Genomic DNA, 23,301 nt, shown 5'->3' on the forward strand with positions numbered 1-23,301 from the left:
CCCAATAGGGGAGCGGGGCTTACGCCTTCGTCCTTCAATACGCCTCTGGGGAGGAAAACCTTGCTCAATCGTCGCCACATGATGTTCGCCACCGCTGCGGCCGGCTTCGCCGCCACCGGCGGTCTGCCGTCCCTGGCCCTGGCCCGCGAGGGCGAGGTGGCCAAGCTGAACGCGCTGTTCGACGCGATCATGGCCAAGCAACTGCGCCAGTCGCCCGAGACTGCGACGGGCCTGGGTCTGGACAGCGGCGAGCTGGCCTGGACCAAGGGGCTGCTCACGGACCGCTCCGCCGCCGCCATCGAGGCCGGCAAGGCTGAGGTCCGCACGCAGCTGGCCGCGCTGCGCGCCATCGACCGTCGCGCGCTCAAGGGCATGGACGCGGCCAACTACGACACCGTTGAGTTCATCCTGGCGGTGATGGACGAAGGCAACAGCAAGTTCAGCTATGGCGGCGGCGGCTCGGGCGCGCCGTACGTGCTGAGCCAGCTGACTGGCTCCTACCAGCAGATGCCGGACTTCCTGGACACCCAGCACAGCATCGAGACCAAGGCTGACGCCGACGCCTATCTGTCGCGGATGGAGGGCTTTGCGCGCCTGATGGATCAGGAAGCCGCCCTGGCCAAGCAGGACATGGCCGATGGCGTGATCCCGCCGGACTTCGTCATCGACAAGACCCTGGTCCAGATGAAGGCCTTCGCCGACACGCCGACGGCCGAGACGACGCTGGTCAAGTCGATCGCCCGTCGCACCAAGGACAAGAACATCGCCGGCGACTGGGCGGGCGAGGCCTCGAAGATCTACGAAAACTCGGTGCTGCCCGCCCTCAAGCGCCAGATCGCGCTGATGGAGAGCGTGCGCGGCAAGGCCACCCATGACGCGGGTGTCTGGCGGCTGAAGAACGGCGGTGACTACTACGCCACCTCGCTGAAGAACTACACGACCTCCACCCTGACGCCGGACGAGATCCACCAGCTGGGCCTGGACACGGTGAAGGCGATCGAGATCGAGGCCGACAAGCTGTTCAAGAAGATCGGCATGACCAAGGGCACGGTTGGCGATCGCATGCGCAAGCTGGGTGAGGACTTCTATCCGAACACGGATGAGGCCAAGGAGCAGCTGATCAAGGACCTGAACGACAAGGCCAAGTGGATCGAAAAACAGCTGCCGGCCTATTTCGGCCAGCTGCCCAAGGCTCCACTGGAGATCCGTCGGGTGCCCAAAGCCATCGAGGCCGGCGCGCCGGGCGGCTACTACAACTCGCCCTCGCTGGATGGGAAGCGTCCGGGGATCTACTGGATCAACCTGCGCGACACCAAGGAGCAGGCCAAGTACACCCTGACCACCCTGACCGTGCACGAAGGCGTCCCGGGCCACCACCTGCAACTGTCGCTGTCGAACGAGGCCAAGGGCCTGCCGCTGATCCGCAAGATCATCGGCTTCTCGGGCTACACCGAGGGCTGGGCGCTCTACTCCGAACAGCTGGCCGTCGAGATGGGCGTCTACAAGAACGACCCGCGCGGCCAGATCGGTATGCTGCACGACGCACTGTTCCGCGCCGTGCGCCTGGTGGTCGACACCGGCATGCACCACAAGAAGTGGAGCCGCGAGCAGGCCATCAAGTACATGGCCGAGACGATGGGCGATGAGGAAAGCGGCGCGATCACCGAGATCGAGCGCTATGTCGTGTGGCCGGGCCAGGCCTGCAGCTACATGATCGGCAAGATCGTCTGGTTGCGCGCCCGCGCCAAGGCTCAGAAGGCGCTGGGCAAGAAGTTCGACATCCGCGAGTTCCACGACGCGGGTCTGCTGTCGGGCATGACGCCGCTGACCGTCTTCGAGCGGGTGATCGACGATTACATCGTCAGCAAGGGCGGCAAGGCTTAGATCTGCTTAGCTTTGGTCCCTCCTCCACGAACCTGGGGGAGGGATGCGCCCTTCTAGCCCCAGCTTTCCGCTGCGCCAGCGCGTCGCGCTACGGCCTTGACCGGGGCGGTGGGACGTAGGGCCGGGGCCGGCTTGTCCGACGGCTTGCCGTAAAGCCATCCTTGGGCGAAGTCGACGCCGACATTGCGGATGACCTCCTCGACCTCTGCGGTCTCGACCATCTCCGCCACCGTGCGAACTTTCAGGTCGCGGCACAGCTCCACGAGGCGGCGCACCAGCGCCCCATCGCGGCTGTTGTCGGCCAACTCGCGCACATAGCGGCCGTCGATCTTGACGATGTCCAGCGCCAGTTGCTGCAGATAGGAGAACGACGAGGAGCCCGCGCCGAAGTCGTCGAGGCAGACCAGCGAGCCCATGGAGCGCAGGCTCTGGATATGCTGGTTGGCGGTCGCCAGATTGTCGATCGCCCGGGTCTCGGTGATCTCGAATATCAGCCGCCCCTTGGCCTCGTTGAACTTGGCCAGCAACCGGCCGACGTGCTCGACGAACGTCTCGTTGCCGATCGTCTGGCCCGACACATTCACCGCCAGCTTCAGCTTGCGCTCGCTGTCATTGGCCAGCTTCTTGACCGCCTGCTCGACGATGGCGTGATCGAGCTCCTCGATCAGGTCGAACTCTTCGGCCATGCGGATCAGGGCGAACGGACTGCCGCCGTCCTCGAACCGCACCAGCACCTCGTGGTGGTGGGCCAGGCCCGTGCTCAGTGAGACGACGGGCTGGAAGGCCAGATTGAAACGCCGCTGGCTGACCGCGACGCCAAGCGCGCCGGCGCGGGCCAGGGTGCGCTTGACCGATCGGTTCATCGCCTCCGACAGGGTCATCGGCGGGGTGTCCTTCAGGCCCTCGCGCAGGAAGTCGTCCAGCGCATAGCGCAGCGCGCGAAGCGCCCGCGACGAGCCGCCGCCGTTCTCCAGCGGAACCACATGGGCGCTGGCCTCGGCGCTGACCATCTTGGTCAGGCGCTTGATCATGTTCTCGGGGCGATCGTCGCGTTGACGAAGCAGGGCGAAGCGGTCGTCCGACAGCTTGGTGGCGGCCGCGCCGCCATGGGCTTCGGCGCGCAGCGCGCTGGCCACCCGGACATCCAGCGCCACCGCCTCGTCAGGAGACAGGGCCTCGCGCATGTCGCCCAGGCCGGCGAACTCCACCATGGCCAGTTCCAGCTCGATGCCCGTGACACGGGCGGCCTCGAACAGGCCCTGGGCGATATCGTCGAACGACTCGCGGGGCTGCAGCGAACTGGCCGACAGCGGCGGGCCGGCGGGTTGCGCCGCCGTCACGGCGGCCGAGATGCGGCCCTGGTTCTCGGGCAGGGCGCGCAGAACGATGCGGATGTGCTTATCGGCAGGTTCGGCCAGGCGCAGTACGACAGGGCCGCGCCGCACGCCATCGTCGGCGCAGCTGAGCATGGCTTCCATCAAGGCGCGGTCATCGGCGTGGAAAAGCTCGGCCCAAGCCTTGCCGGTCAGCGCAGCCTCGCTCGCGCCCATCACCTTCTGGGCCGCGCCCAGAGCCAGGCGAACCCGCCCGTTCTGTAACTCGACTAAAAGGTCGGCGCTGGCGAAGGCCAGACCAAGAAGGCGACGCGGATCTAGCGACAAGATGGCAATCCCCCAGTAAGCCCGCAAACCTTGCATGCCGGGACTTAAAGACCGGTTTCAGCGGCGGCGCGGACTAAACCCAATTCCGGTTTCGGGCGGAGAGAATAGGGGTGCGACAGAAACGGTCGTTTCTATGCGGGAGAACATCTTGCGAACATGGAACAAAGAGTGTACATCTTTACCAAGTTCCACAGGTTGCTGAGGCGGGGCGCGGGAAGCGCCAATCGGGCGACCGGAATCATGGAATAGAAGGCGGATCAACAATGACCAGTCAGGCGGCTTTGAAACTCGTGGCCAAGGAAGAAGGCGATAAGCAACGCGCGCTAGAGGCGGCTCTCGCCCAGATCGACCGCGCGTTCGGCAAGGGCTCGGTGATGAAGCTGGGCGAGAAGGGCAAGGTCGAGATGGAGTCGGTCTCCACCGGGTCGCTCGGCCTCGACATCGCGCTGGGTATCGGCGGCTTGCCCAAGGGGCGGATCGTCGAGGTCTATGGCCCTGAGAGCTCGGGCAAGACCACCTTGGCCCTGCACGTGGTAGCCGAGGTCCAGAAGGCCGGCGGCACCGCCGCCTTCGTCGACGCCGAGCATGCGCTGGACCCGTCCTACGCCTTCAAGCTGGGCGTCAATCTCGATAACCTGCTGGTCTCTCAGCCCGACAACGGCGAACAGGCCCTTGAGATCACCGACACCCTGGTGCGCTCGGGCGCCGTCGACATCGTGGTCGTCGACTCGGTGGCGGCCCTGACGCCCAAGGCCGAAATCGAAGGCGAGATGGGCGACAGCCTGCCGGGTCTTCAGGCCCGTCTGATGAGCCAGGCGCTGCGCAAGCTGACCGCCTCGATCAACAAGGCCAACACCATCGTCATCTTCATCAACCAGATCCGTCACAAGATCGGGGTGATGTACGGCAGCCCTGAAACGACCACGGGCGGCAACGCGCTGAAGTTCTACGCTTCGGTGCGCCTGGATATCCGCCGCACCGGCTCGGTGAAGGCGCGTGACGAGATCATCGGCAACAATGTCCGCGTGAAGGTGGTCAAGAACAAGGTGGCCCCGCCGTTCCGCGAGGTCGAGTTCGACATCATGTACGGCGAGGGCATCTCCAAGCTGGGCGAAGTCATCGACCTGGGCGTCAAGGCCGGGATCATCGACAAGGCCGGCTCGTGGTTCTCGTACGGCAGCCAGCGGATCGGCCAGGGCCGCGACAATGTCCGCGAGTTCCTGAAAACGAACCCCGACATCGCCGCCTCGATCGAAGCCGCCGTCCGGAAGTCGTCGCAGAAGATCGAGGAAGAGCTTCTGGTCGGCGGTCCGGAAGAGGGCGACGAAGAATAGCGCCAGGCGCTCAAGGGCTTCGCGGCCTTCGCCCGCACTCGCGGGCGTTCCCCGCCTTCAACACGCCCGCGGCGGACCGCCGCGAAGGCCGCGATCTCAGGCCGCCTGGACCCCATGCCAGGCGGCCTACTCTTTTGCGGGAAGGCGAGGGGGCTTGGGCTGGTCGCGATGGGCAACGCCACTCGATCCGCCAAAGGTCCGGTGTCAGCGCGGGCCGGGTTTGCGGTATCCGACCCGGAGGGGACGGCGCCATAGAGCTCAGGCCGGACGAACGACATAGAGCATGTAGCCGGTATCGCCGGACACGGCTCGCCAGTCGGACGCTTCCTTGCGGGCAGCGGCAATCGCAGCCGCAACCGAAGCACTTGTGCCCGCGGCTTCGAGCATTTCGCAGCGCTCAAGCATTGGATCGTAGTAGGCGGACCATGCTTCATGGGTGAGTTGGCGCGATCCGAGCACCTGCCAGCCGGCGGATGCAATCTCGGCGCGAGTTGTGGCGTCGGTTCCAATACTGCCGGGTTCGCCCTCCCAGAAAGCCAGCGCAGCTTCGGACGGCGCGTCCGTGAACAGGCAGGGATGACTGAACGCGACGACACCGGTTTCAGTCAGAGCACTGCGCCAAGCTTCAAGCGCCCGCGTCACTCCCAGGAAATAGACCGCCCCTGCCGACCATATCAGATCATAGGGACCGGTCAGGTTCTCCATGCTGGCTCTAATGATCCGCACGGACGGATCATCTGCGAACCGAACTGTCGCTGCCTCGACGAAATGCGCAACGGTCTCAAACCCGTCCACAAGGCCTTCGGGAACAAGCTGACGCAGAGCCGCAAGGTCGCCGCCAGGTCCGCATCCCGCGTCGCACACATGCCCATCCCTGGGCGTCGCGCTCAGACGCCCGGTCCAAGCGATATCGTCGGCGAGCCCAGGGCCTTCCCTGGGCAGATCGCGATGCACCGTGAAGAAGGCGTCCCAATCCATGCTGCGACCTATCGCAATCGGTCCCTCCCTGGTCAACGAGCGCCGATAACTGTGATGTTATCGGCCAACCCGACACGGTCAGGAACTGAACACACACATACAAACCGGCACTCGAAGCACAAAAAGAATGTCCGTCTTCGGCGAGGCAGATCAAATCGTCCGGTCGGACTTGGTGATCACAACGACCGCAATCCCACCCTCGCTGCTCTTCCGCGCGTCCGCTTCAGGGGAAGGGCGGTCAATGTCCGGAGGTCGGCGTGGGGCTCATTTCCGTTCCCGACCCTGGGCGGACAAGAATCCCTCTTCCAAAGGGAGAGGGCGGGGCCCGCACTGAAAGCGTGGGAGAGGGGTTACGAGGTCAGACGGCGTGCCGGCGCTGCGTCGGACACTGTAACCCCTCTCCCCAACCCTCTCCCTACGGGAGAGGGAGCATGGTCTCCTCCCCACCCTCCACTGACATCCCCGACATCCGCTCGCGAGGACGCGATGCCCGCTAGGTTCATGGATCAATGCGGGGAAACGGCCGGCGGCGCTTGTGTGGCTAGTCGACAGGCGCTTGAACCCCACCGGGGCCGATCGGCTCTGCGTCGAACCGTCTCCCGATGGGCGCCAAGCTGGCCCCCAGACAAAAGAACGGCCGCCCTCCAGGAGAAGAGGGCGGCCGAGTCATTGGGAGGAAACGCCCGAAAGGGCTGAATTCCATATAGCTGTTTGACTTCGTCTTGACAACGTTGTCACGCGAATAATTTCGCGGAACGGTGAAATCCGACGCGTGGCGGCCCGACTATTTCTTCTTGGCGGCCTGGACCTCGATCTCGACCAGCATGCCGTCGGCGACAAGGCCGGAGATCTGGCTGGTGATGCGGGCCGGCTTGTTGGGTTGGGCGGCGGTGCCGAAATAGGTCTTGTAGCCTTCCATCATGCCCATGAAGTCCATCTTGCCCTCCTTGGCGGGGTCGCCGACCAGCAGGACGCGCATCATCACGACGTCGGCCATGGTGGCGCCTTGGCTCTTCAGGGCGGCCTCGATGCGGCCCAGCACGCCCAGGGTCTGGGTCTTGGTGTCGCCGAAACGCGCGACGCCGACGGCCTTGTCGTCGATGACCGGCGGGGTCATGCCCGAGACGTAGATGGTGTCATAGCCTGCCGGCACGGTGACGACGCTGGCGATCGGCGACTGGGGATTGCCGCCGCGGACGATGTCCTGGGCGTGGGCGGCGCCGGCGAGGGCGCAGGCGGCGATGGTAAGAGCTATCAGGCGTTTCATGGCGTCTTCCCTATGGTGAAGGCTGAAGGTCAGTGCGCTTGCAGGCCGCGCGGCTTGGCGGCGGCCTTGGCGGCGACGCGGGCGGCGGCGACCTCGGTGGGCTTGATCGCCGAGCCCTTGTTGCCCCAGGTGGTGCGGGCGTAGGTCAGGATCGCCGCCAGATCGGCGTCGCTGATGTCGTCCTTGAACGCAGGCATGCCGGCGCGGCCGTTGAGGACCGTGGTGATCAGAACCTTGGGTGGTCCCTGCACCAGGGGCGCGCCGGCCAGCGCCGGGAAGGCGCCCTTGACGCCCTTGCCCGTCGCCTGATGGCAGGCCGAGCAGTTGTCCATGTACAGGGACTTGCCGTCGGCGGACGCGATGGCCGGAGCGGCGAGGCCCGCGGCGAGCGCCAGGGCGGCGAGGCGATAAGCGAACGTCATGCGTATCCTCGAAACTTAAACGTCAGGCTTGTTGGACGCGGGCGTGGATCTTGGCGATCTGCTGCCAGGCCGACTCGATCGCCCCGGCTTGCCAGCCGCCAAGGTAGCTGAGGTGTTCACCGGCCAGATAGAGGCGGCCGTCGGGCTCGCAGAGAATGGGATAGGCTTCCTTGCGGCCGTTCTCGCCCCACTCGGCCCAGCCGCCCAGATTGTGCTCGGCCAGGTGCCAGCTGAACGAGAAGGCGTTCTCGAAGTTCTCGGCGTATTCGGGGAACACCTTCTGGCCGCCCGCGACGGCGAAGGCGGCGCGATCAGCAGGGCTCATGGCGCTGATCCGCGCGGCTTCCCCGCCGAAGCTGTAGTAGCCCAGCAGCACCCCCTTCTGGGCCTGCCAGCCGTAGGAGGGCAGGGAGATCGAGCGGATACCGGGCAGGTCGGTATAGATGTGGCCGCCGTAGATGTGGTGCTTGTCCTCCCAGAAGCGGCTCTTCATCTGAAGGCCGATCTTGTTGACCGGCGCATAGGCCACGCCCTCCATCGCCGCCTTGAACGGCGCCGAGGCGTCGAGCTCGATCTGCTTGAGCACGCTGAGCGGGATGGTGCAGACGCAGTAGTCGGCGGTGACCTCGCCCAACTTGCCGTCGGGCCCCTTGAACGAGACCGTCACGCCGGTAGGCGACTGCTTGATCTTCTGAACGAGCGTGGAATAGCGGATCATCGGCGCGACGCGCTTTTCGAAGGCCTTGGCGATCTGGTCCATGCCGCCGATCGGCTGCAGCATGGTGCGCTGCTGCTCAAAGCCGGTGACCGAGCTCAGCACCCGCCACGCGTTGCTGTCGAGCACGTCCTTGAAGGCGAAGGGTTCCAGCTCCTTGCCGGGACCGGGATCCACGCCGGCGCCCGGATGCACGGAGAAGCCGCGCCCTTCGGTGCCCTTGTAGGTCATGTCGCTCTTGGACAGGCGACCCTCATTGACGAGATAGGCGATGAACCGCTCACGATCGACGCCGCTCAAGGGCGCGTCCAGGGCGCCGGCGCTCGCGGCCTTGGCGACCAGCTCGGCGGTGTAGCCCCGGACGTCGGCGGCGATCTCGCCCTTGCGGACCGGCTTGCCGTTCAGCGGTCCCTTGCCCTTCTCGAAATAGACGTAGGAGGCGTCGTTGTCGTTGACGAAGCTCTCCAGTAGGACGCCGAAGCTCTTGGTGTAGTGCAGGGTCGAGCGGTGGTGGTACGGGATCCGCCAGGCGCCGTGGTTGATGTAGTGCCCGTCGTCGAACTCGCAGACCTGGGTGTTGCCCAGGAGGTCGGTGTGCTTGAAGCCCTTGCGCGCCGTCTGGCAGCGCCCGCCCGCATAGTCGCGCGCCTCGAGGATCTGCACCTGATAGCCGGCCTTGGACATCTCATAAGCGGCGGTCATGCCCGCCAAACCCGCGCCCAGGATGATGACCTTGGTGTTCTTGGCGCCGCCGGTCAGGGTCGGCGGCAGCTCGGTCGCCGAGGCTTGGCTGAAGCCGAGGGCTTCCATGCCCGACAGCACCAGCGACATGCCGCCGACCGCGGCCAGGCTTTCAAAGAACCGTCGGCGCGTGAGTACGCTCGCCGCCGGTGACGCGTCAGATCCGCTCATACAATCCCTGCCCTTGTTTCTGCGGAGGCGTCGCCGGGACGACCCGCGCGGTCCCGGCCACCCCCAGCGCCGAAACCTCCGCCATCTCGAAAGGCGCGCTTCCGGCGCGCAATCCGTTTTCCGTGGTGGCCCGGACTGACATGTCAGACGCCTCGCCATTGGGCGCCTGGGGCGTTGATTGTTCGATCACTGAGCGAGGGCGAGGGATCGCGCCGCCCCCGCCGAATCCTTGTTTTTCCCTTGGATCGGCGCGAGGTGATTAAGGGTGATGACCGAAGCTCGTCCCCACCTTCGCCTGCGCCTGGCGCGCCCTGAAGACATGCCCGCGCTGTCGGCGCTGATGGACCGTGCGATCGGGGAGCTGCTTCAGGATTTTCTGCCGCCCGAGGGGGTCAAGGCGTCGTACGAGATCATGGGCCTGGACACCCAGTTGATCGCCGACGGTACCTATTTCGTGGTCGAGGACGGCGCAGCGATCGCGGGTTGCGGCGGCTGGAGCCGGCGGGCCACCCTATTCGGCGGCGACCATTCAGCGGGGCGCGACGCGGCGCTTCTGGACCCCAAGACCGACGCCGCCCGGGTGCGGGCCATGTACACCCACCCCGATCACACCCGCAAAGGCGTGGGCCGGATCATTCTGGACGCCTGCGAAGCCGCCGCCCGCGCCGAGGGCTTCTCCAGCGTCGAGATGGCCGCGACCATGGGCGGCGTGCCGCTGTATCGCGCCTGCGGCTACCACGACATCGAGCCCTTCGAGGCCGTGACCTCGACGGGCTATCGCGTGCCGCTGATCCGGATGGGTAAGCCGCTCTAGCGGGTCCCCCGCAGTACTGAAGGATGAGGCTGCGTCATTCCGCAGCGGCCGTCCTCGCCCTTCGACACGCTCAGGGTGAGGATGACTGCTGGCCTCGGTTCGCACAAAATCCTCGTCCTGAGCTTGTCGAAGGATGAGGATTTCCCTCCGCTTGGGCGTCCACACTCAACGCAAATACAGCCAAAGAAAAAGGGCCGGGGATCGCCCCGGCCCTTCGTTTTTCTAGACGGTGAGCGAGCAGGTCGCTCACCGTCGTGCGTCTTGACCCTAGAGCCTCGCGTGTCAAAACGGAATCGTTTTGACACGATAACGAGGCTCTAAATCAAACACTTAGAACGTGGCCGAGAGCTTGGCGTACCAGAAGCCGCCTTGCCAATCGACGATCGAGTCCGAGCGATAGACCCGACCGTTGGTGGCCGACTCGCCGGTCTTGTCGGGATCGGGATAGTTGGCGAACAGGTTCCGCGCCCCGATGGCGACCGAGTAGTTTTCGGTGGCCTGATAGGACATTTCCAGATCGAAGAACGTCTCCGGATCCCACTTCTGAACCACCGGATTGGCGACGCTGAACATGTTCTTGTACGGACCCCAGACGTTCAGGCGGCCGGTGGCCTTGAACTTGTCGATCTGGTGTGTAGCGGTGAACACCGAACGCCAGCGGGGGCGAGCGTTCTCGAAGTCATAGACCCCTTCGGCGTCGAAGAAGTTCGTTGAGAACACCTTGTCGATCTTGAACTTATTGTAGTTGCCGCTGACGGTGAAGTTCGTCGTCTGGCCATTCTCCCAAGCCTTGCGGTAGGTGGCCACGACATCGACGCCGGTGGTCGTCGAGTCGAAAGCGTTCTGGAAGAACTGCACTTGGCCGATGGTGTCGGCGCCCGGAATGCTGGCGGCGACCAGGGCCGAACGGATCGCCGGGGTCACGGTGATCGGGGTGGTGGCGTAGAACTGATCCTCGATCTTGATGCTGTAGAAGTCGACCGTCAGGCTCATGTTCTCGATCGGCGTGGCGGTGAAGCCGGCCGCGAAGTTCAGCGACTTCTCGGGCTTCAGCTCCTTGGCGCCCATGAATTTGGCCACGGGGTTGGTCGCCGGGAACAGGCCCGAGGCGATGATCGCGCCGTTCTCGACCCGGGTCGAGACGTTGGTGGTGAAGGCCTGGCCCGGGGTCGGGGCGCGGAAGCCGGTGCCCGCCGAAGCGCGAAGACCGAAGTTCGGGGTCAGTTGGTACTGGGTGGCGGCCTTGCCGTTCCAGGTGCTGCCGAAATCGGAGAAGTGCTCGCCGCGCACCGCGAAGTCGAGGAACCATTCCTCGGTCACGTTGCCCGAGGTTTCCAGATAGCCGGCGTAGGAGTCGCGGGTCAGCTTGCCGGAGTACGCCGGGGTGTTGCCCGGGAAGCCGTTCGAGCCGACCGCCAGGGCGTTGTAGACCGGGTCGATGCCGGCGAAGCCGTCGGCGTTGGTCGACAGGTAGTTGGCGCAGTTCAGGCCCGAGGTGGCCGGCAGAGCCAGACCGGCTGCGGTCGGGGTGCGGGTCGCAGCGTTACAGAACTTGAAGGGGTCGGGCACGGCCCAGGTTCCGGCCACATAGGACGGAACATCGCCCGGCTCGATCTCGTAGCCTTCCTTGCGATACTCGGCGCCGAAGTTGATGGTGACCGGGGTCTTGAAGCCCAGGCCCTCCCAGTCATAGGCGAAGTCGGCGTTGACCGAGGATTCCGTCGAGATGAGCGCGCCGTCATAGAACTTCTTGGGCGAGGCCGGACCCATCGAGGGGTTGACGGTGTCCCAGATCGTATAGGCGATCTTGTCGTTGCCGTAGCGGGCCGACAGGTCATAGCTCAGGCCATAGCCGGTCAGGCCCTTGAAGCCGCCCGTGAGGCTGTAGTCGGTCACGTCGCCGCCGAACATCGGCGTGAAGCCGGCCGGGAAGATCGAGCTGAACTGGAAGGTCGAGCCGTCCTGTAGACGGATCGGCGTGGCGTTGACGGCGTTGCTGACCGGCGGACGATAGTTGAAGTACTGGACCGCGCTGCTCTTGGAGTAGTTGCCGAAGGCGTAGATCGACAGCGTGTCGCTGAACGCGTAGCCGGCGTTCACGACGGCGCGGGTGGCCTCGGAGTCGGGCTGGCCCCATTTCTGGACGTAGTCGTTGATCAGCGCGCCGTAGGCCGGATTGGTCGCCGCATAGCTGGTGACGCAGAAGCCGGCCGCCTGGTTCGGGATGCCGACGTTGCAATACTGCCCACCACGGTTGACTTGGTTCTGGCTGGTGTATTCGACCGTGGTGTTGATGAAGCCCTTGTCGCCGATAGGCAGGCCAAGGTTGCCGGTGATCAGCACATCTTCACCGTCGCCCAGGAAGAACTGGCCGTACTGGGCGGTCAGCGAGCCGCCGCTGGGGCTGTCCTTCAGTTGGAAGTCGATGACGCCGGCGATGGCGTCCGAGCCGAACTGCGCGCCCGCGCCGTCGCGCATGACGACAACGTTCTTCACGGCCGAGGCGGGGATCGTGGCCGCGTCGGGCGCCTGGGCGCCGGTGCCGCCGATGGTCACCAGCGCCGAGCGATGGCGGCGCTTGGAGTTGACCATGAACAGGGTCTTGTCGGTGGGCAGGCCCCGCAGGCTGGCGGGGCGAATGAAGGTGGCGCCGTCCGAAATCGGCTCGCGGGCCAGGGTGTAGGACGGGACCAGGGTCTTCAGAATGTCGTTGGTGTCGGTGAAGGTCGACGCCTTGATATCGCTCTCGCTGAAGGAGTCGACCGGGACGGCGGAGTCGAGAACCGTGCGAGGTTTGCCGCGGGCCGTGACGACAACCGTGTCGAGTTCTGCGGCCTGGGTGTCTGTGGTCGCTACAGCTGTGTCAGCAGCGAAGCTGGGCGTGAAGTATACCGAAGTAATGGATAGCGCGGAAATACCCGCAAGAAGTGCGGGTTTAAAACGCTGAGTCATAAGTAGCCCCCTCATTCTGTTTATTGACGCGTGACGATTCCCTCATCCATGGCGTTTTTCTCCCGGCGATTATGTTTTTTGACGCGGGTACTAAAAATATATCGACGAAGCATCGATCTATTCATGAGGTTTCAAGCTATGGCGTTCGGCAATGGGCGCGCCGCAGAAAAATGCGCAAGCCGCGCCAGCGCCCATGGGGGCGCCCCTTTGCGCGGCGTCTGTTCACGGATTTTAGGCAGAACGCGCCGGCGCCTCGGCTTGGAGGCGGCGATCTGGCGGCGACGCGACGCAGGGTTTAGGCGCAGAGACGCAGGGGTTCGACCCTTTCGTCGGTCTCTTCGGTCTCGAAAAGCTCGAAGGCGTCTTCCCAGGGCATGAAGCGCGACTCGCGCAGTTCGGCGTCGTCGGTGACGCGGACGATCTGGTCCTCGCGATCGTTCCACACGAGGCCGATGTCGGTGACGCGCTCGACGTCGCGGCCCAGCAGCAGGAACATGTCGGCCTTGGCCGCGCGCTCGTGGCTGATCCGGCGCAGGCTGCGGCCGCCGCCCAGATCGCGATGGATGTCGGCGAAGTCCAGCACCGCCGAGATCATGGCGGCGTTGACGGGGGCGATCGTCCAGGCGGGGCAGGCGAAGCGGGTCATCGGGGGTCCTTGGGTTCTCCAGGGGCGATGATGGAAGATTGTCCGCGCATTGCGACAGAAACGGTCGTATGACGGGCGGTATGAGACACGAGAAAGCCACCCGCCTTCTGGATCTGGCCCGAATGCTGGCGGGCTCAGCCGAGGGGCTGACCCTGGACGAGATGGCCGCAGCCCTGGGCGTGGGCCGCCGCACCGCCGAGCGCATGCGAGACGCGGTCTGGGCGGCTTTTCCGCAGATGGAAGCGATCGACGATCCGCCGACCAAGCGCTTCCGCATCCCTTCGGGCCTGGACGGCGTCTTTCAGACCCCGACCGCCGAGGAGTTGGCCGCCCTGCGTGTAGCCGCCGACTCGCTGAAGGCCTCCGGCGCCGACGCCCGCGCCGCGTCGCTTTACGCTCTGGAGGCCAAGCTCTTGTCGGCGCTGCGCGGCTCGGCCCGCCGCCGGGTGGCGCCCGATGTGGAGGCCCTGGTCCAGGCCGAAACGATCGCCGTCCACGCCGGCCCACGCCCCTATGAGGACCAGGCCGTGCTGGGCGCGATCCGCGCCGCGATCAAAGGTCTGCAGGCCTTGTCATTTCGCTATGAAGGCGGCTCCACGCCCGGCCGCACGCGCGAGGTGACGCCGCTGGGCGTGCTGTTCGGCCGCTCCAACTATCTGGTGGCGCTGGAAGGGAAGGGCGGCAAGCCGCGCTCCTGGCGGCTGGACCGGATGAGCGACCTCAAGGTGCTCGACAAGCCCGCCCCGCCGCCGCAGGACTTCTCGCTGCAGGCCTTCGCCGACGAGAGCTTCGGCATCTATCATGACGAAATTCAGGACGTGGTGCTGCGTATCCACAAGAGCCGCGCCGAGGATGCGCTGCGTTGGCGCTTTCACGCGACCCAACAGGTGACGCCGGAGGCGGACGGCTCAGTGCTCGTCACCTTCCGGGCCGGGGGGATGCGCGAGCTGTCCTGGCATCTGTTCACCTGGGGCGATGCGGTCGAGATCGTCGCGCCGCAGGCGCTCAGGGATATGATGGTGCAGGAGCTGCGCGAGGCTGGTCGCGCGCACGGGGCGTGGTAGGAGCCAGGGCATGAACTACCGTCACGCCTTCCACGCGGGCAACTTCGCCGACCTGCACAAGCACGCGATCCTGCTGGCCATGCTCTCGGCCCTGCAGGAGAAGAGTCCGGCGCTGGCGGTGATCGACACCCACGCGGGAGCGGGCGGCTATGATCTCGCGGGCGAGATGGCGCGGCGCTCGGGCGAGGCCCAGGCGGGAATCTTCCGGCTTAAGGGGGCGACGGACGCGCCGGCGGTGTTCCAGCCGCTGCTTGATGCCGTTACGCAGATGAACGGCGGCAAGGACGGCGACCTCTATCCCGGCTCGCCACGCCTGATGGCGAGGGCGCTGGGTAGCGCCGACCGCTATGCCGGCTGCGAACTGCGCGACGATGACGCCGATCTCCTGTGCAAGACCCTGGCGCCCCACGCCAACGCGCGCGCTCTGCAGGCCGACGGCTTCGACACCGCCGTCAAGGACGCCGGCAAGGGCGGCCGCGCCTTTGTCGTCATCGATCCGCCGTTCGAGCGGCCCGACGACTATGATCGGATCGTCGCGACGACCCGTGCGGTGCTGTCGCGCGCCCCGGACGCGGCCTTGGCGATCTGGTTGCCGATCAAGGATCTGGAGACCTTCGACGCCTTCCTGCGCGGGATGGAAACCGTCACGAACGACCTGTTAGTGGCCGAGCTTCGCCTTCGCCCTCTGACGGACCCGATGAAGATGAACGGCTGCGCGATGGTGATGATCGGCGCGCCGGCCTCGGTCGATCCCGCAGCCGCGCAGGCCGGCGACTGGCTGGCCGCGCGCCTGGGCGAGCCTGGCGGCCGCTCGCGGGTCTGGCGGGCCTAACATGACGCGACCGCCGACCTTGGCCCAAGCCCTGCCGGTCTGGCTGAAGGTCGGCGTGCTGGGCTTTGGCGGCCCGGCGGGCCAGATCGCTCTGCTGCATCGCGAGGTGGTCGAGGTTCGTCGATGGGTCGACGACGCCGAGTTCGCCCGCGCGCTGAGCTTCTGCATGCTGCTGCCGGGGCCCGAAGCGCAACAGCTGGCCACCTGGCTGGGCTGGCGGCTGCATGGGATCCGGGGCGGTCTGGCGGCGGGCCTGTTGTTTGTCCTGCCGGGCCTTGTAGTGATCCTGGGCCTTTCGGCGCTGTATGTCGTCCATGGCCGCTCGGCCTGGGCGGGCCCGGTCCTGCTGGGCCTGAAGGCGGCGGTGGTGGCGCTGGTCGTCCAGGCCTTGGCGCGGATCGGCCAGAGGACGCTCAAGGATCGTGCGGCGGTGGCCGCGGCGATCGGCGCCTTCGCCCTGATGGCGTTCACGGTCGCACCGTTCCCTCTCGTGGTGCTCGCGGCCGGCGCGCTCGGGTGGTTTCTGGGCGGGAAGGGTGCGGAGGCCTCGAGCGCCGTCGCGCCGGCGCCGACGGGACGCGCGCGGGTGGCTCTGGTCTGCCTCGCGGCCTGGCTCGCGCCCATCGCCCTGGCCAAGTTGATCGCGCCGGGCTCGCCCCTGGCCTGGATGGGCCTGACCTTCGGCGGGCTGGCGGCGATCAGCTTCGGCGGCGCCTATGCGGCCCTGGCCTATCTGGGACAGGCGTCGGCTGTGTTCGGCTGGCTGTCGCCCGCCCAGATGCTGGACGGCCTTGGCCTGGCCGAGACGACGCCGGGACCGCTGGTGCTCGTCTTCGTCTTCGTCGGCTTCGTCGGCGCCTTCCAGGCTGCGCCGCTGGAGAGCGCCTGGATCATGGCCCTGCTGGGCGGACTGATGGCCGCCTGGGCCACCTTCGCGCCGTCGTTCCTGTGGATCTTCGCCGGCGGCCCGCTGGTCGAGCGCTGGGGGCGTCGACCAAGGCCGGCTCGCGCCCTGGCCATGGTGTCGGCGGCGGCCGTGGGCGTGATCGGCCAGCTGGCGCTGTGGTTCGCGGTCCACCTGCTGTTCCGTAGCGGCCAGACCTGGGAAGCGGGCGTGCTGAAGGTGGTGACCCCCGATGTCGGAGCGGTGAACCCGGGCGCTCTGGGGCTTGTGGTCCTGGCGCTGGGCCTGACCTTCGCGATGCGGCTGCCCATGCTGGCGATGATCGGCGTGACGGTGGGGGCGGCGGTGCTTTTGCGCGCGATCGGATTCAATTGACGTAAGGTTAGCGTTTTTGCGCTTGCGAACGCGATTTCCGTGCTATGTTGCATTGCAACAAATCGCGGTTGCCAGGAGCGCGCCATGGTTTCGCCTTTCACCTTCCTTCCCAAGTATTCGACCGACAAGGTCGAGCCCGAGACCGCACCGCGCGTCGCGGTGGGGGCGGTTTCGCCCCTGTGGCTGATGTTCGGCGGCGCGGCCGCCGCCGGAGCCGCCTACTGGTGGTGGGCGTCGCGCTGGCGTGAGGCCGTCAATCTCGAGGCCCTGATGGCGCTCGCGCCCGAGCCTGTCGCGCCGGCCTTGGAGGCCGAAGCGGTGCTTGAGGCCTCGCCCGAGCCGATCGTCGAGACCGTGTTGGCGCCCGTCACCGAAGCGGTGGCGGACGCCGTCGAGATCACGACGGACGGGGTGGAAGCCGCCGTGGCGCTCAGCGCCGAGACGGTCGTCGAGATCGTGGCCGAGAGCGCCGAGGCGGCCGTCGCGGTTCTCTCCGAGCCTGAGGTCGAGCCTGAGGTTGAGCCCGAAGCCGTCGTCGCCCTGGAGGCCGTCGCCGACGACCTGACGCGCTTGGTCGGCATCGGCCCCAAGCTGGCGAGTTCGCTGGCCGAGTTGGGGGTGACGCGCTTCAGCCAGATCGCCGCCTGGTCGCCCGACGACCTGGCCTCGATCGACCAACTGCTGAACCTCAAGGGCCGCGCCGAGCGCGACGCCTGGATCGCCCAGGCCAAACGCTTCGCCGGAGCTGCCGAGGGATAAGCGCCTCCACGCCATTCAGCGGTCCCGAGGCCTGATGGCGGAGGGGAAGCCTCCAATACCTTACATGCCGGCCGGAGCGCGCAGCACGGAGAGCCAGGACCCAGGGGGCGAGGGGCGGCTTCGCTCTGTCGCCTTTCTATTCGCGGCCCCTCCCCACTCGGGGGGAAGAACCGCACGCGTCCGCGACCAATCGTCTCGCTTGGCCGATTAACCAGAATTCACCACGCGTGAGTACACCGCCTTAACCATCGCGGACCATTCTGTACCGGAACGGGATTGGGAGGGGGCCGCATGGGCCAGCACGTGGAAACCCTGGTGATCGGGGCCGGTCCGGCCGGTCTGACCACCGCCTACACCCTGGCCAAGGCCGGGCGCGGCGTGACCGTGCTCGAGATGGACCCGACCTATGTCGGCGGCATCAGCCGGACCGTCGACTATAAGGGCTTCAAGTTCGACATCGGCGGTCATCGCTTCTTCTCCAAGAGCAAGGAGATCGTCGACCTCTGGAACGAGATCCTGCCCGACGACTTCATCGACCGGCCGCGCCTGTCGCGGATCTATTACCGTGAGAAGTTCTACGCCTATCCCCTGAAGGCCTTCGAGGCCCTGGCCAATCTGGGCGTCTGGACGGCCGCCAAATGCATGGCCTCGTTCGGCTGGGCCAAGCTGACCCCGATCGCGGCGCCGACCACCTTCCACCAGTGGGTGCGCAACCAGTTCGGCGAGAAGCTGTTTTCGATCTTCTTCAAGACCTACACCGAGAAGGTGTGGGGCATGAGCTGCGACGAGATCTCGGCCGATTGGGCCAGCCAGCGGATCAAGGGCCTGGACCTGGGCGCGGCGATCATCGACGGCGTCAAGCGCTCGCTGGGCCTGCGCGGCAAGGCCGCCGAGGGCGGACCTAAGACCCTGATCGAGAGCTTCCGCTATCCCCGCAAGGGCCCGGGCATGATGTGGGAGGCCTGCGCCGACAAGGTCATGGCCTTGGGCGGCGACGTGCGCCTGGGCCGCAAGGTCGACGGCCTGCACTACGACAAGATCGCCAAGCTCTGGACCGTCGCGGTCACCTGCGCGGATGGCCGCAAGGAGATCTACACGGCCGACAACGTCGTTTCGTCCGCGCCGATCCGCGAGCTGATGCAGTCGATCAGCCCGACCCCGATCAGCGTCTTCCACGCCGGCGAACTGATGTACCGCGACTTCATCACCGTGGTGCTGATCGGCAAGCCGCAGAAGGAACTGCCGGACAACTGGATCTATATCCACGACCCGTCGGTGAAGGTCGGCCGCGTGCAGAACTTCCGTTCGTGGTCGCCGGAGATGATCCCGGACGGCGTCTCGACGTGCCTGGGGCTGGAATACTTCTGCTTCGAGGGTGATGGCCTGTGGGTCACCTCGGACGAGGAGCTCGTGGCCCAGGCCAAGCGCGAGATCGGCAAGATCGGCCTGATGGCGCCGGCGGACGTCTATGACGCCTGCGTGGTGCGACAGCACAAGGCCTATCCGGTCTATGACGACGCCTACGCCGAGCACGTGAAGATGGTCCGGCTGGACTTGAAGTTGCACTTCCCGGGCCTGCACCTCGTGGGCCGCAACGGCATGCACAAGTACAACAACCAGGACCACGCCATGATGACCGGCCTGCTGACGGCCGAGAACATCATCGCCGGCGAGACCCTCCACGATGTCTGGGAGGTCAACGAGGACGCCGAGTACGGCGAGGCCGGCGTCTCCGGCGCCCGTCAGGCCCTGCGCAGCGAGCGCGCCGTGCCGACCAAGGTGGCCGCATGATCTTCACCCTGGCCGGACCGATCTGGCGTCTCCTGCCGGAGGGCTTTCGGGAGCTGATCCTGTATGGCCTAGTCAGCGCCGCCGCGCTGGCGGTCGACTGGGGGCTTCTGGTTCTGCTTACCTGGGCCGGTGTCGACTACCTGCTGGCCTCCGGGGTGGGCTTCTGCTTTGGCATCGGCGTGGCCTATGTCCTGTCGATCCGACTGGTGTTCGCCCATCGTCCGATCGCCGACCGCTGGCGCGAGTTCACCGGCTTCCTTGGGGTGGGTCTGGCCGGGCTGCTGCTGACCCAAGGCCTGATGATCGTCGGCGTCGAAGCGTTCGGCATGGCTCCCGCCTCGGCCAAGGGGCCGACGGCCTGTCTCGTCTTCCTGTTCAACTTCACCGTCCGCCGGGCGCTGCTGTTCCGAGCGCCGCGCGCCGCCATCGCTCGGTCGTGAACCGGCTAGGACGTTTCGCCGACAGCCGCTGGCTTGGCTGGCTGGCGGCGTTCGGCCTGTTCCTGCTCAGCCGTCCGTTCCCGGGCGTCCACCACGACGGTCGGCTGTATGTCGGCGACGCCCTGGCCAAGCTGGATCCCGGCGGGGTCGGCCGCGACCTCATCTTCGTGCATGACGGCCAGTTCGGCTTCAGCCTCTACACGCCGCTGCTGGCGCGGCTGATCGCGGTGCTGGGCGTTTCGGGGGCGACGCTGGCGATCGTCCTCGTCACGCTGGCGCTCTGGTTCGCGGCCCTGGCGCTGCTGATCGAGCGGCTGCTCGCCGATCGTCCCCCAGCCGAACGCTGGGTCGCCCTGGTCTTCGCCGCGATCCTGCCGCCGCTCTATGGCGCGATGAACGTGATCGGCTTTGGCGAGCCCTACGCCACGCCGCGCGGCCTGGCCGAGGCCGCCGGTCTCCTGGGCATGGCCGCCTATCTGTCGGGGCGACGCGTCCTGGCCTTGGGCGCCTGCGCTCTGGGCATGCTTTTCCATCCGATCATGGGCCTCTGCGCGGCCGCCGCCATCGGCCTGGCGATCTGTCTGGAAGACCGTCGCTGGTTCTGGGCGGGACTGGCGGCGCTGGGCGTCCTGGTGGTCGCAGGGCTCTTTCGCCTGCCGCTGGCCGACCGAATGGTCACGGTCATGGACCCGGCCTGGCGAGTGATCGTCGAGACGCGCAGCCCGATCCTGTTTCCGTCGCAGTGGTCGGCCGAGACCTGGGGGCGGACCGCCGTCCAGGCCTGTACGCTCGCCGCGGCGGCGTCGTTGCTGACAGGACCGGCCCGTCGGCTGGCGCTGGGCGGGTTGGCGGCGGGACTGGCCGGGGTGGCCGCAGCCGCGCTGCTGGCCGATCATGTCTCGCTGCTGCTCTTTCTCCAGGCCCAGACTTGGCGGACCCTGCAGCCGATGGCCGTGCTGGCCACGATCGGTCTGGCCCTGGTCTGCATCGAAGCCCCCCGAAAGGGCGCTCCGGGCCTGATCGGCCTGGCTTTGCTGAGCATCGCCTGGATGGTTCGTGGTATCAGCGATCTTGGACTCCTGATCGCGCCGGTTGGGCTGGCGTTCCTGCTGCTGGGCGATCGGGTTCGCCTGTCGCGGCCCAGGCTCTATGGAGCGATCGCGGTGGGCGCGCTCGTGGTGGCGCTGGTCGGCTATGGGGCGCTGCGAAGCTATGCGCTGCGCGAAGCCCTGGCCCGCCTGCCGGACGCCTGGCCTTTCAGCCAAGGGCTGGTCTGGGCCAGCGACCTGCCCGCCCTGCTGATCGCCGGCGGGCTGAGCCTTTGGATGGCTAAGGCCTGGAAGGCGCCCGGCCGGTCTCTGCAGCTCGCCGGCCTGCTGGTGGTGGGGCTGTCAGCGACCCTGCTCTGGGATGACCGATCCGCCTATATCCGCCAGCGCGACGCCGGCCGTGATCCGACCCTGGCCTCGATGATGGCTTCCCGGCCGGGCGAAGTCCTCTGGCTGGCCGGCGACGTGGAGCCATGGATCGTTGCGGGCCGGGCCAGCTGGATCAGCAAGGTTCAGAGCGCAGGCGTGGTGTTCTCGCGTCCCCTGGCGATGGCGTTGCATGATCGGGTGGCGCGGGTCGAGGCCGCCGGCCTCGCGGGGCCTGACTGGATCCGGCCGCTGCTGATGGACGCGCTGAAGCCGCCGCCGCCTGGGCCGGAGAAGGTGCGGGCGTTCTGCGCGGCCTCGGATGCCCCGGCCTGGATCGTCTCACCGCTCTGGGACGGGGAGGGGGCGCTCGATCCAGGACTGAAGGCGCGGGTCTGGTCGCCCGCCGCGCCCTATGCCGAGGATCTTTCGGACGCGTCAGGCCGTCGCTGGATGACGGCGTATCGCTATGCGGTGATCCCGTGTCGCGGGGGCTGAACCGACTCGGCCGTTGCCCGGATCGCCGTCCATCGGCGTGAGACTCAGCCGACGAAATGCATCAACGCGACGGCCGGTTCGGTGATCGCCGCCGACACGAAAACGCGAGAAAATCCACACGTATGGTTGACAACGTTGTCACGTTTCCGGTGAATGCGACATCCGCGCGAAGACGGATTTGACACATCGTCACTAGGGAGTGGTGCAGTGATTGCGTTCCTGAATTTCAACCTCGGAGGTGTCGGCCAATGACCGACGCCGCAATCGCCAAGACCACGACCAAGGGCGGGGGCGTCAAGCTCGCCATCGTCTATGTGACCTGCCTGTTCTTTATCTGGGCGCTGGTCACCAACCTGCTCGATCCGCTGCTGAAGACCATGAAGACGGTCTTCACCCTGACGCCGGTCGAGGCCAGCCTGACCGGCTTCGCCTTCTTCATCGCCTACGGAATCATGTCGCTGCCGTCAGCGGCGTTCCTGTCCAAGCTGGGCTATGCGCGCTCGGTGATGGTGGGCCTGGGCGGCATTGTCGCCGGCTGCTTCATCGCCATCGCGGCGGCCAAGTTGCACACCTTCGGCGTATTCCTGGTGGGCCTGTTCGTGATGGCCTCGGGCGTCACGCTGCTGCAGGTCGCCGCCAATCCGCTGATCGCCTCGATGGGCAAGCCCGAGGAATCCTCGTTCCGCCTGAACCTCTCGCAGGCCTTCAACTCGCTGGGCGCGGCCTGCGGCCTGTGGTTCGGCGCGAACTTCCTGCTCAAGGGCGAGATCTTCGAGAAGGACGTCGTGATCACCGACGCCATGCGTGAGCAGGCGCTGGGCTTTGTCAGCAATGTCTATCTGGCCATTGGCCTGGGCCTGACGCTGTTCATCCTGCTGATCTTCATGGTCCGCCAGAAGATCACCGACGCCGCGCCCAAGACCGGTCAACTGGTCAATCCGTTCACCGCCCTGACGTCCAAGTGGGCGAACCTCGGCGCGATCGGCATCTTCCTGTATGTCGGCGCTGAAGTGGCGATCTCGCTGCACCTGCTGCTGTTCCTCGAACAGGCGCACATCCTCGACATCTCCGCCGAGCAGGCGGGCAAGCTCACGACCTTCTACATGGTCTTCGCCATGATCGGCCGTTTCACCGGCTCGGCTTTGCTGAAGACCATCAAGGACTACGTGATGCTGGCCATCGTGGCCGTCGGCGCGATCGCGCTGTGCCTTGTCGTCATCCTCACCAAGGACATGACGCCCAGCGCGCACGCCGGCACGGTGAACTTGCTGCTGGCCTCGGCGCCGGTGACGACGGGCCTGATCCCGGCCTTCGCGGCCCTGCTGATCGGCCTGTTCAACTCGATCATGTTCCCGACGATCTTCACCCTGACCCTGCAGCGTTCGTCGGCGCCGACCTCGGCGACCTCGGGCCTGCTGTGCATGGCCATCGTCGGCGGCGCCTTCCTGCCGCTGGCCTTCGCCAAGATCGAGGAGATGACGGGCTCCATGGCCCTGGGCTTCGCCGCTCCGCTGGTCTGCTACGTCTACGTCCTGTGGTTCGCCCTGGTCGCCAAGAAGGCCCCGACCCACGAGATCCAGGAGGGCGTGGCCAGCGGCCACTAGCCCTTCGCCTGAGACTGCCCTGCAAGCGCCCCCG

General features: G+C 66.4%; 19 protein-coding genes and 2 pseudogenes. 13 read left to right on the forward strand and 8 right to left on the reverse strand.

Translation table 11 applies throughout. From position 1 onward, the window contains the following. Nucleotides 1-60 precede the first annotated feature (60 nt). A complete protein-coding gene (locus OVA11_RS08485; RefSeq protein WP_268067016.1) occupies nucleotides 61-1,884 on the forward strand; it encodes a DUF885 domain-containing protein in 1,824 nt (607 codons plus the stop codon). A gap of 53 nt (nucleotides 1,885-1,937) precedes the next feature. On the opposite strand, the gene OVA11_RS08490 is transcribed toward OVA11_RS08485, so the two are convergent. Then, nucleotides 1,938-3,545: an EAL domain-containing protein gene (locus OVA11_RS08490; RefSeq protein ID WP_268067017.1), complete on the reverse strand. Its 1,608-nt coding sequence runs from the start codon at nucleotides 3,543-3,545 to the stop codon at nucleotides 1,938-1,940. Nucleotides 3,546-3,808: 263 nt separating this feature from the next. Here OVA11_RS08490 and recA point away from each other — a divergent pair, with 263 nt between their 5' ends. Continuing rightward, nucleotides 3,809-4,879, forward strand: a complete 1,071-nt coding sequence (gene recA / locus OVA11_RS08495) for a recombinase RecA (protein WP_268067018.1) — start codon at nucleotides 3,809-3,811, stop codon at nucleotides 4,877-4,879. Nucleotides 4,880-5,137: 258 nt separating this feature from the next. On the opposite strand, the gene OVA11_RS08500 is transcribed toward recA, so the two are convergent. The 5 genes and pseudogenes from OVA11_RS08500 to OVA11_RS08520 form a co-directional block, all read right to left on the reverse strand. Further along, nucleotides 5,138-5,857: a class I SAM-dependent methyltransferase gene (locus OVA11_RS08500; protein WP_268067019.1), complete on the reverse strand. Its 720-nt coding sequence runs from the start codon at nucleotides 5,855-5,857 to the stop codon at nucleotides 5,138-5,140. Nucleotides 5,858-6,095: 238 nt separating this feature from the next. Next, nucleotides 6,096-6,304 (reverse strand): annotated as a pseudogene (locus OVA11_RS08505) (hypothetical protein). Nucleotides 6,305-6,641: 337 nt separating this feature from the next. Further along, nucleotides 6,642-7,124, reverse strand: a complete 483-nt coding sequence (locus OVA11_RS08510) for a RidA family protein (RefSeq protein ID WP_268067020.1) — start codon at nucleotides 7,122-7,124, stop codon at nucleotides 6,642-6,644. 29 nt (nucleotides 7,125-7,153) lie between these two features. After that, nucleotides 7,154-7,546 (reverse strand): c-type cytochrome, encoded by a 393-nt coding sequence (locus tag OVA11_RS08515; RefSeq protein ID WP_268067021.1) that lies wholly within the window; start codon nucleotides 7,544-7,546, stop codon nucleotides 7,154-7,156. Nucleotides 7,547-7,568: 22 nt separating this feature from the next. Next, a complete protein-coding gene (locus OVA11_RS08520) occupies nucleotides 7,569-9,173 on the reverse strand; it encodes a flavin monoamine oxidase family protein (protein WP_268067022.1) in 1,605 nt (534 codons plus the stop codon). Between the two features lie 265 nt (nucleotides 9,174-9,438). Here OVA11_RS08520 and OVA11_RS08525 point away from each other — a divergent pair, with 265 nt between their 5' ends. Next, complete coding sequence (locus OVA11_RS08525; protein WP_268067023.1) at nucleotides 9,439-9,987, forward strand: GNAT family N-acetyltransferase; 549 nt, start codon at nucleotides 9,439-9,441, stop codon at nucleotides 9,985-9,987. A 23-nt stretch (nucleotides 9,988-10,010) separates the two neighbouring features. Beyond that, a pseudogene (locus OVA11_RS08530) lies at nucleotides 10,011-10,121 on the forward strand (hypothetical protein); the annotation flags it as partial. A 196-nt stretch (nucleotides 10,122-10,317) separates the two neighbouring features. On the opposite strand, the gene OVA11_RS08535 reads toward OVA11_RS08530, so the two are convergent. Next, complete coding sequence (locus OVA11_RS08535; RefSeq protein ID WP_268067024.1) at nucleotides 10,318-12,954, reverse strand: TonB-dependent receptor plug domain-containing protein; 2,637 nt, start codon at nucleotides 12,952-12,954, stop codon at nucleotides 10,318-10,320. 280 nt (nucleotides 12,955-13,234) lie between these two features. Further along, a complete protein-coding gene (locus OVA11_RS08540) occupies nucleotides 13,235-13,585 on the reverse strand; it encodes a hypothetical protein (protein WP_268067025.1) in 351 nt (116 codons plus the stop codon). An 80-nt stretch (nucleotides 13,586-13,665) separates the two neighbouring features. Between OVA11_RS08540 and OVA11_RS08545 the strand changes: the two genes are divergently transcribed. From OVA11_RS08545 to OVA11_RS08585, 9 genes are all read left to right on the forward strand, one after another. Continuing rightward, nucleotides 13,666-14,649, forward strand: a complete 984-nt coding sequence (locus OVA11_RS08545) for a helix-turn-helix transcriptional regulator (protein ID WP_268067026.1) — start codon at nucleotides 13,666-13,668, stop codon at nucleotides 14,647-14,649. Between the two features lie 10 nt (nucleotides 14,650-14,659). Beyond that, nucleotides 14,660-15,481: a 23S rRNA (adenine(2030)-N(6))-methyltransferase RlmJ gene (gene rlmJ, locus OVA11_RS08550; RefSeq protein ID WP_268067027.1), complete on the forward strand. Its 822-nt coding sequence runs from the start codon at nucleotides 14,660-14,662 to the stop codon at nucleotides 15,479-15,481. 1 nt (nucleotide 15,482) lies between these two features. Then, the gene (gene chrA, locus OVA11_RS08555; RefSeq protein WP_268067028.1) at nucleotides 15,483-16,760 is read left to right on the forward strand and encodes a chromate efflux transporter; all 1,278 of its coding nucleotides are present in this window, start codon (nucleotides 15,483-15,485) and stop codon (nucleotides 16,758-16,760) included. A gap of 84 nt (nucleotides 16,761-16,844) precedes the next feature. Further along, complete coding sequence (phaH, locus tag OVA11_RS08560; protein ID WP_268067029.1) at nucleotides 16,845-17,519, forward strand: phasin PhaH; 675 nt, start codon at nucleotides 16,845-16,847, stop codon at nucleotides 17,517-17,519. Nucleotides 17,520-17,810: 291 nt separating this feature from the next. Next, nucleotides 17,811-19,310, forward strand: coding sequence for an NAD(P)/FAD-dependent oxidoreductase (locus OVA11_RS08565; protein ID WP_268067030.1), 1,500 nt, complete (start codon nucleotides 17,811-17,813; stop codon nucleotides 19,308-19,310). Further along, nucleotides 19,307-19,750 carry a GtrA family protein gene (locus OVA11_RS08570; protein WP_268067031.1) on the forward strand — a complete coding sequence of 148 codons (444 nt, stop codon included), beginning with the start codon at nucleotides 19,307-19,309 and terminating at the stop codon, nucleotides 19,748-19,750. The genes OVA11_RS08565 and OVA11_RS08570 overlap by 4 nt, the downstream gene beginning before the upstream one ends. After that, on the forward strand, nucleotides 19,747-21,663 hold the full coding sequence (locus OVA11_RS08575; RefSeq protein ID WP_268067032.1) for a hypothetical protein: 1,917 nt from the start codon (nucleotides 19,747-19,749) through the stop codon (nucleotides 21,661-21,663). Before OVA11_RS08570 ends, OVA11_RS08575 begins: the two co-directional genes overlap by 4 nt. Before the next feature lie 207 nt (nucleotides 21,664-21,870). Beyond that, on the forward strand, nucleotides 21,871-21,915 hold the full coding sequence (locus OVA11_RS08580) for a hypothetical protein (protein ID WP_268068927.1): 45 nt from the start codon (nucleotides 21,871-21,873) through the stop codon (nucleotides 21,913-21,915). Further along, entirely contained in the window at nucleotides 21,912-23,267 is a 1,356-nt protein-coding gene (locus OVA11_RS08585) for a sugar MFS transporter (protein WP_268067033.1), read from the forward strand. The genes OVA11_RS08580 and OVA11_RS08585 overlap by 4 nt, the downstream gene beginning before the upstream one ends. The last annotated feature ends 34 nt before the right edge of the window (nucleotides 23,268-23,301 follow it).

Source organism: Caulobacter sp. SL161 (genome assembly GCF_026672375.1).
Classification (GTDB): Bacteria; Pseudomonadota; Alphaproteobacteria; order Caulobacterales; family Caulobacteraceae; genus Caulobacter.

What these genes read in the sequence shown, in the direction of transcription:
- recA (WP_268067018.1), top strand. Translation starts at nt 3,809, where the DNA reads ATGACCAGTCAGGCGGCTTTGAAACTCGTGGCCAAGGAAGAAGGCGAT.
- OVA11_RS08545 (WP_268067026.1), top strand. Translation starts at nt 13,666, where the DNA reads ATGAGACACGAGAAAGCCACCCGCCTTCTGGATCTGGCCCGAATGCTG.
- OVA11_RS08535 (WP_268067024.1), bottom strand. Translation starts at nt 12,954, where the DNA reads ATGAGGGGGCTACTTATGACTCAGCGTTTTAAACCCGCACTTCTTGCG.
- OVA11_RS08500 (WP_268067019.1), bottom strand. Translation starts at nt 5,857, where the DNA reads ATGGATTGGGACGCCTTCTTCACGGTGCATCGCGATCTGCCCAGGGAA.
- OVA11_RS08520 (WP_268067022.1), bottom strand. Translation starts at nt 9,173, where the DNA reads ATGAGCGGATCTGACGCGTCACCGGCGGCGAGCGTACTCACGCGCCGA.
- OVA11_RS08510 (WP_268067020.1), bottom strand. Translation starts at nt 7,124, where the DNA reads ATGAAACGCCTGATAGCTCTTACCATCGCCGCCTGCGCCCTCGCCGGC.
- phaH (WP_268067029.1), top strand. Translation starts at nt 16,845, where the DNA reads ATGGTTTCGCCTTTCACCTTCCTTCCCAAGTATTCGACCGACAAGGTC.
- chrA (WP_268067028.1), top strand. Translation starts at nt 15,483, where the DNA reads ATGACGCGACCGCCGACCTTGGCCCAAGCCCTGCCGGTCTGGCTGAAG.
- OVA11_RS08540 (WP_268067025.1), bottom strand. Translation starts at nt 13,585, where the DNA reads ATGACCCGCTTCGCCTGCCCCGCCTGGACGATCGCCCCCGTCAACGCC.
- OVA11_RS08570 (WP_268067031.1), top strand. Translation starts at nt 19,307, where the DNA reads ATGATCTTCACCCTGGCCGGACCGATCTGGCGTCTCCTGCCGGAGGGC.
- OVA11_RS08585 (WP_268067033.1), top strand. Translation starts at nt 21,912, where the DNA reads ATGACCGACGCCGCAATCGCCAAGACCACGACCAAGGGCGGGGGCGTC.
- OVA11_RS08565 (WP_268067030.1), top strand. Translation starts at nt 17,811, where the DNA reads ATGGGCCAGCACGTGGAAACCCTGGTGATCGGGGCCGGTCCGGCCGGT.
- OVA11_RS08515 (WP_268067021.1), bottom strand. Translation starts at nt 7,546, where the DNA reads ATGACGTTCGCTTATCGCCTCGCCGCCCTGGCGCTCGCCGCGGGCCTC.
- rlmJ (WP_268067027.1), top strand. Translation starts at nt 14,660, where the DNA reads ATGAACTACCGTCACGCCTTCCACGCGGGCAACTTCGCCGACCTGCAC.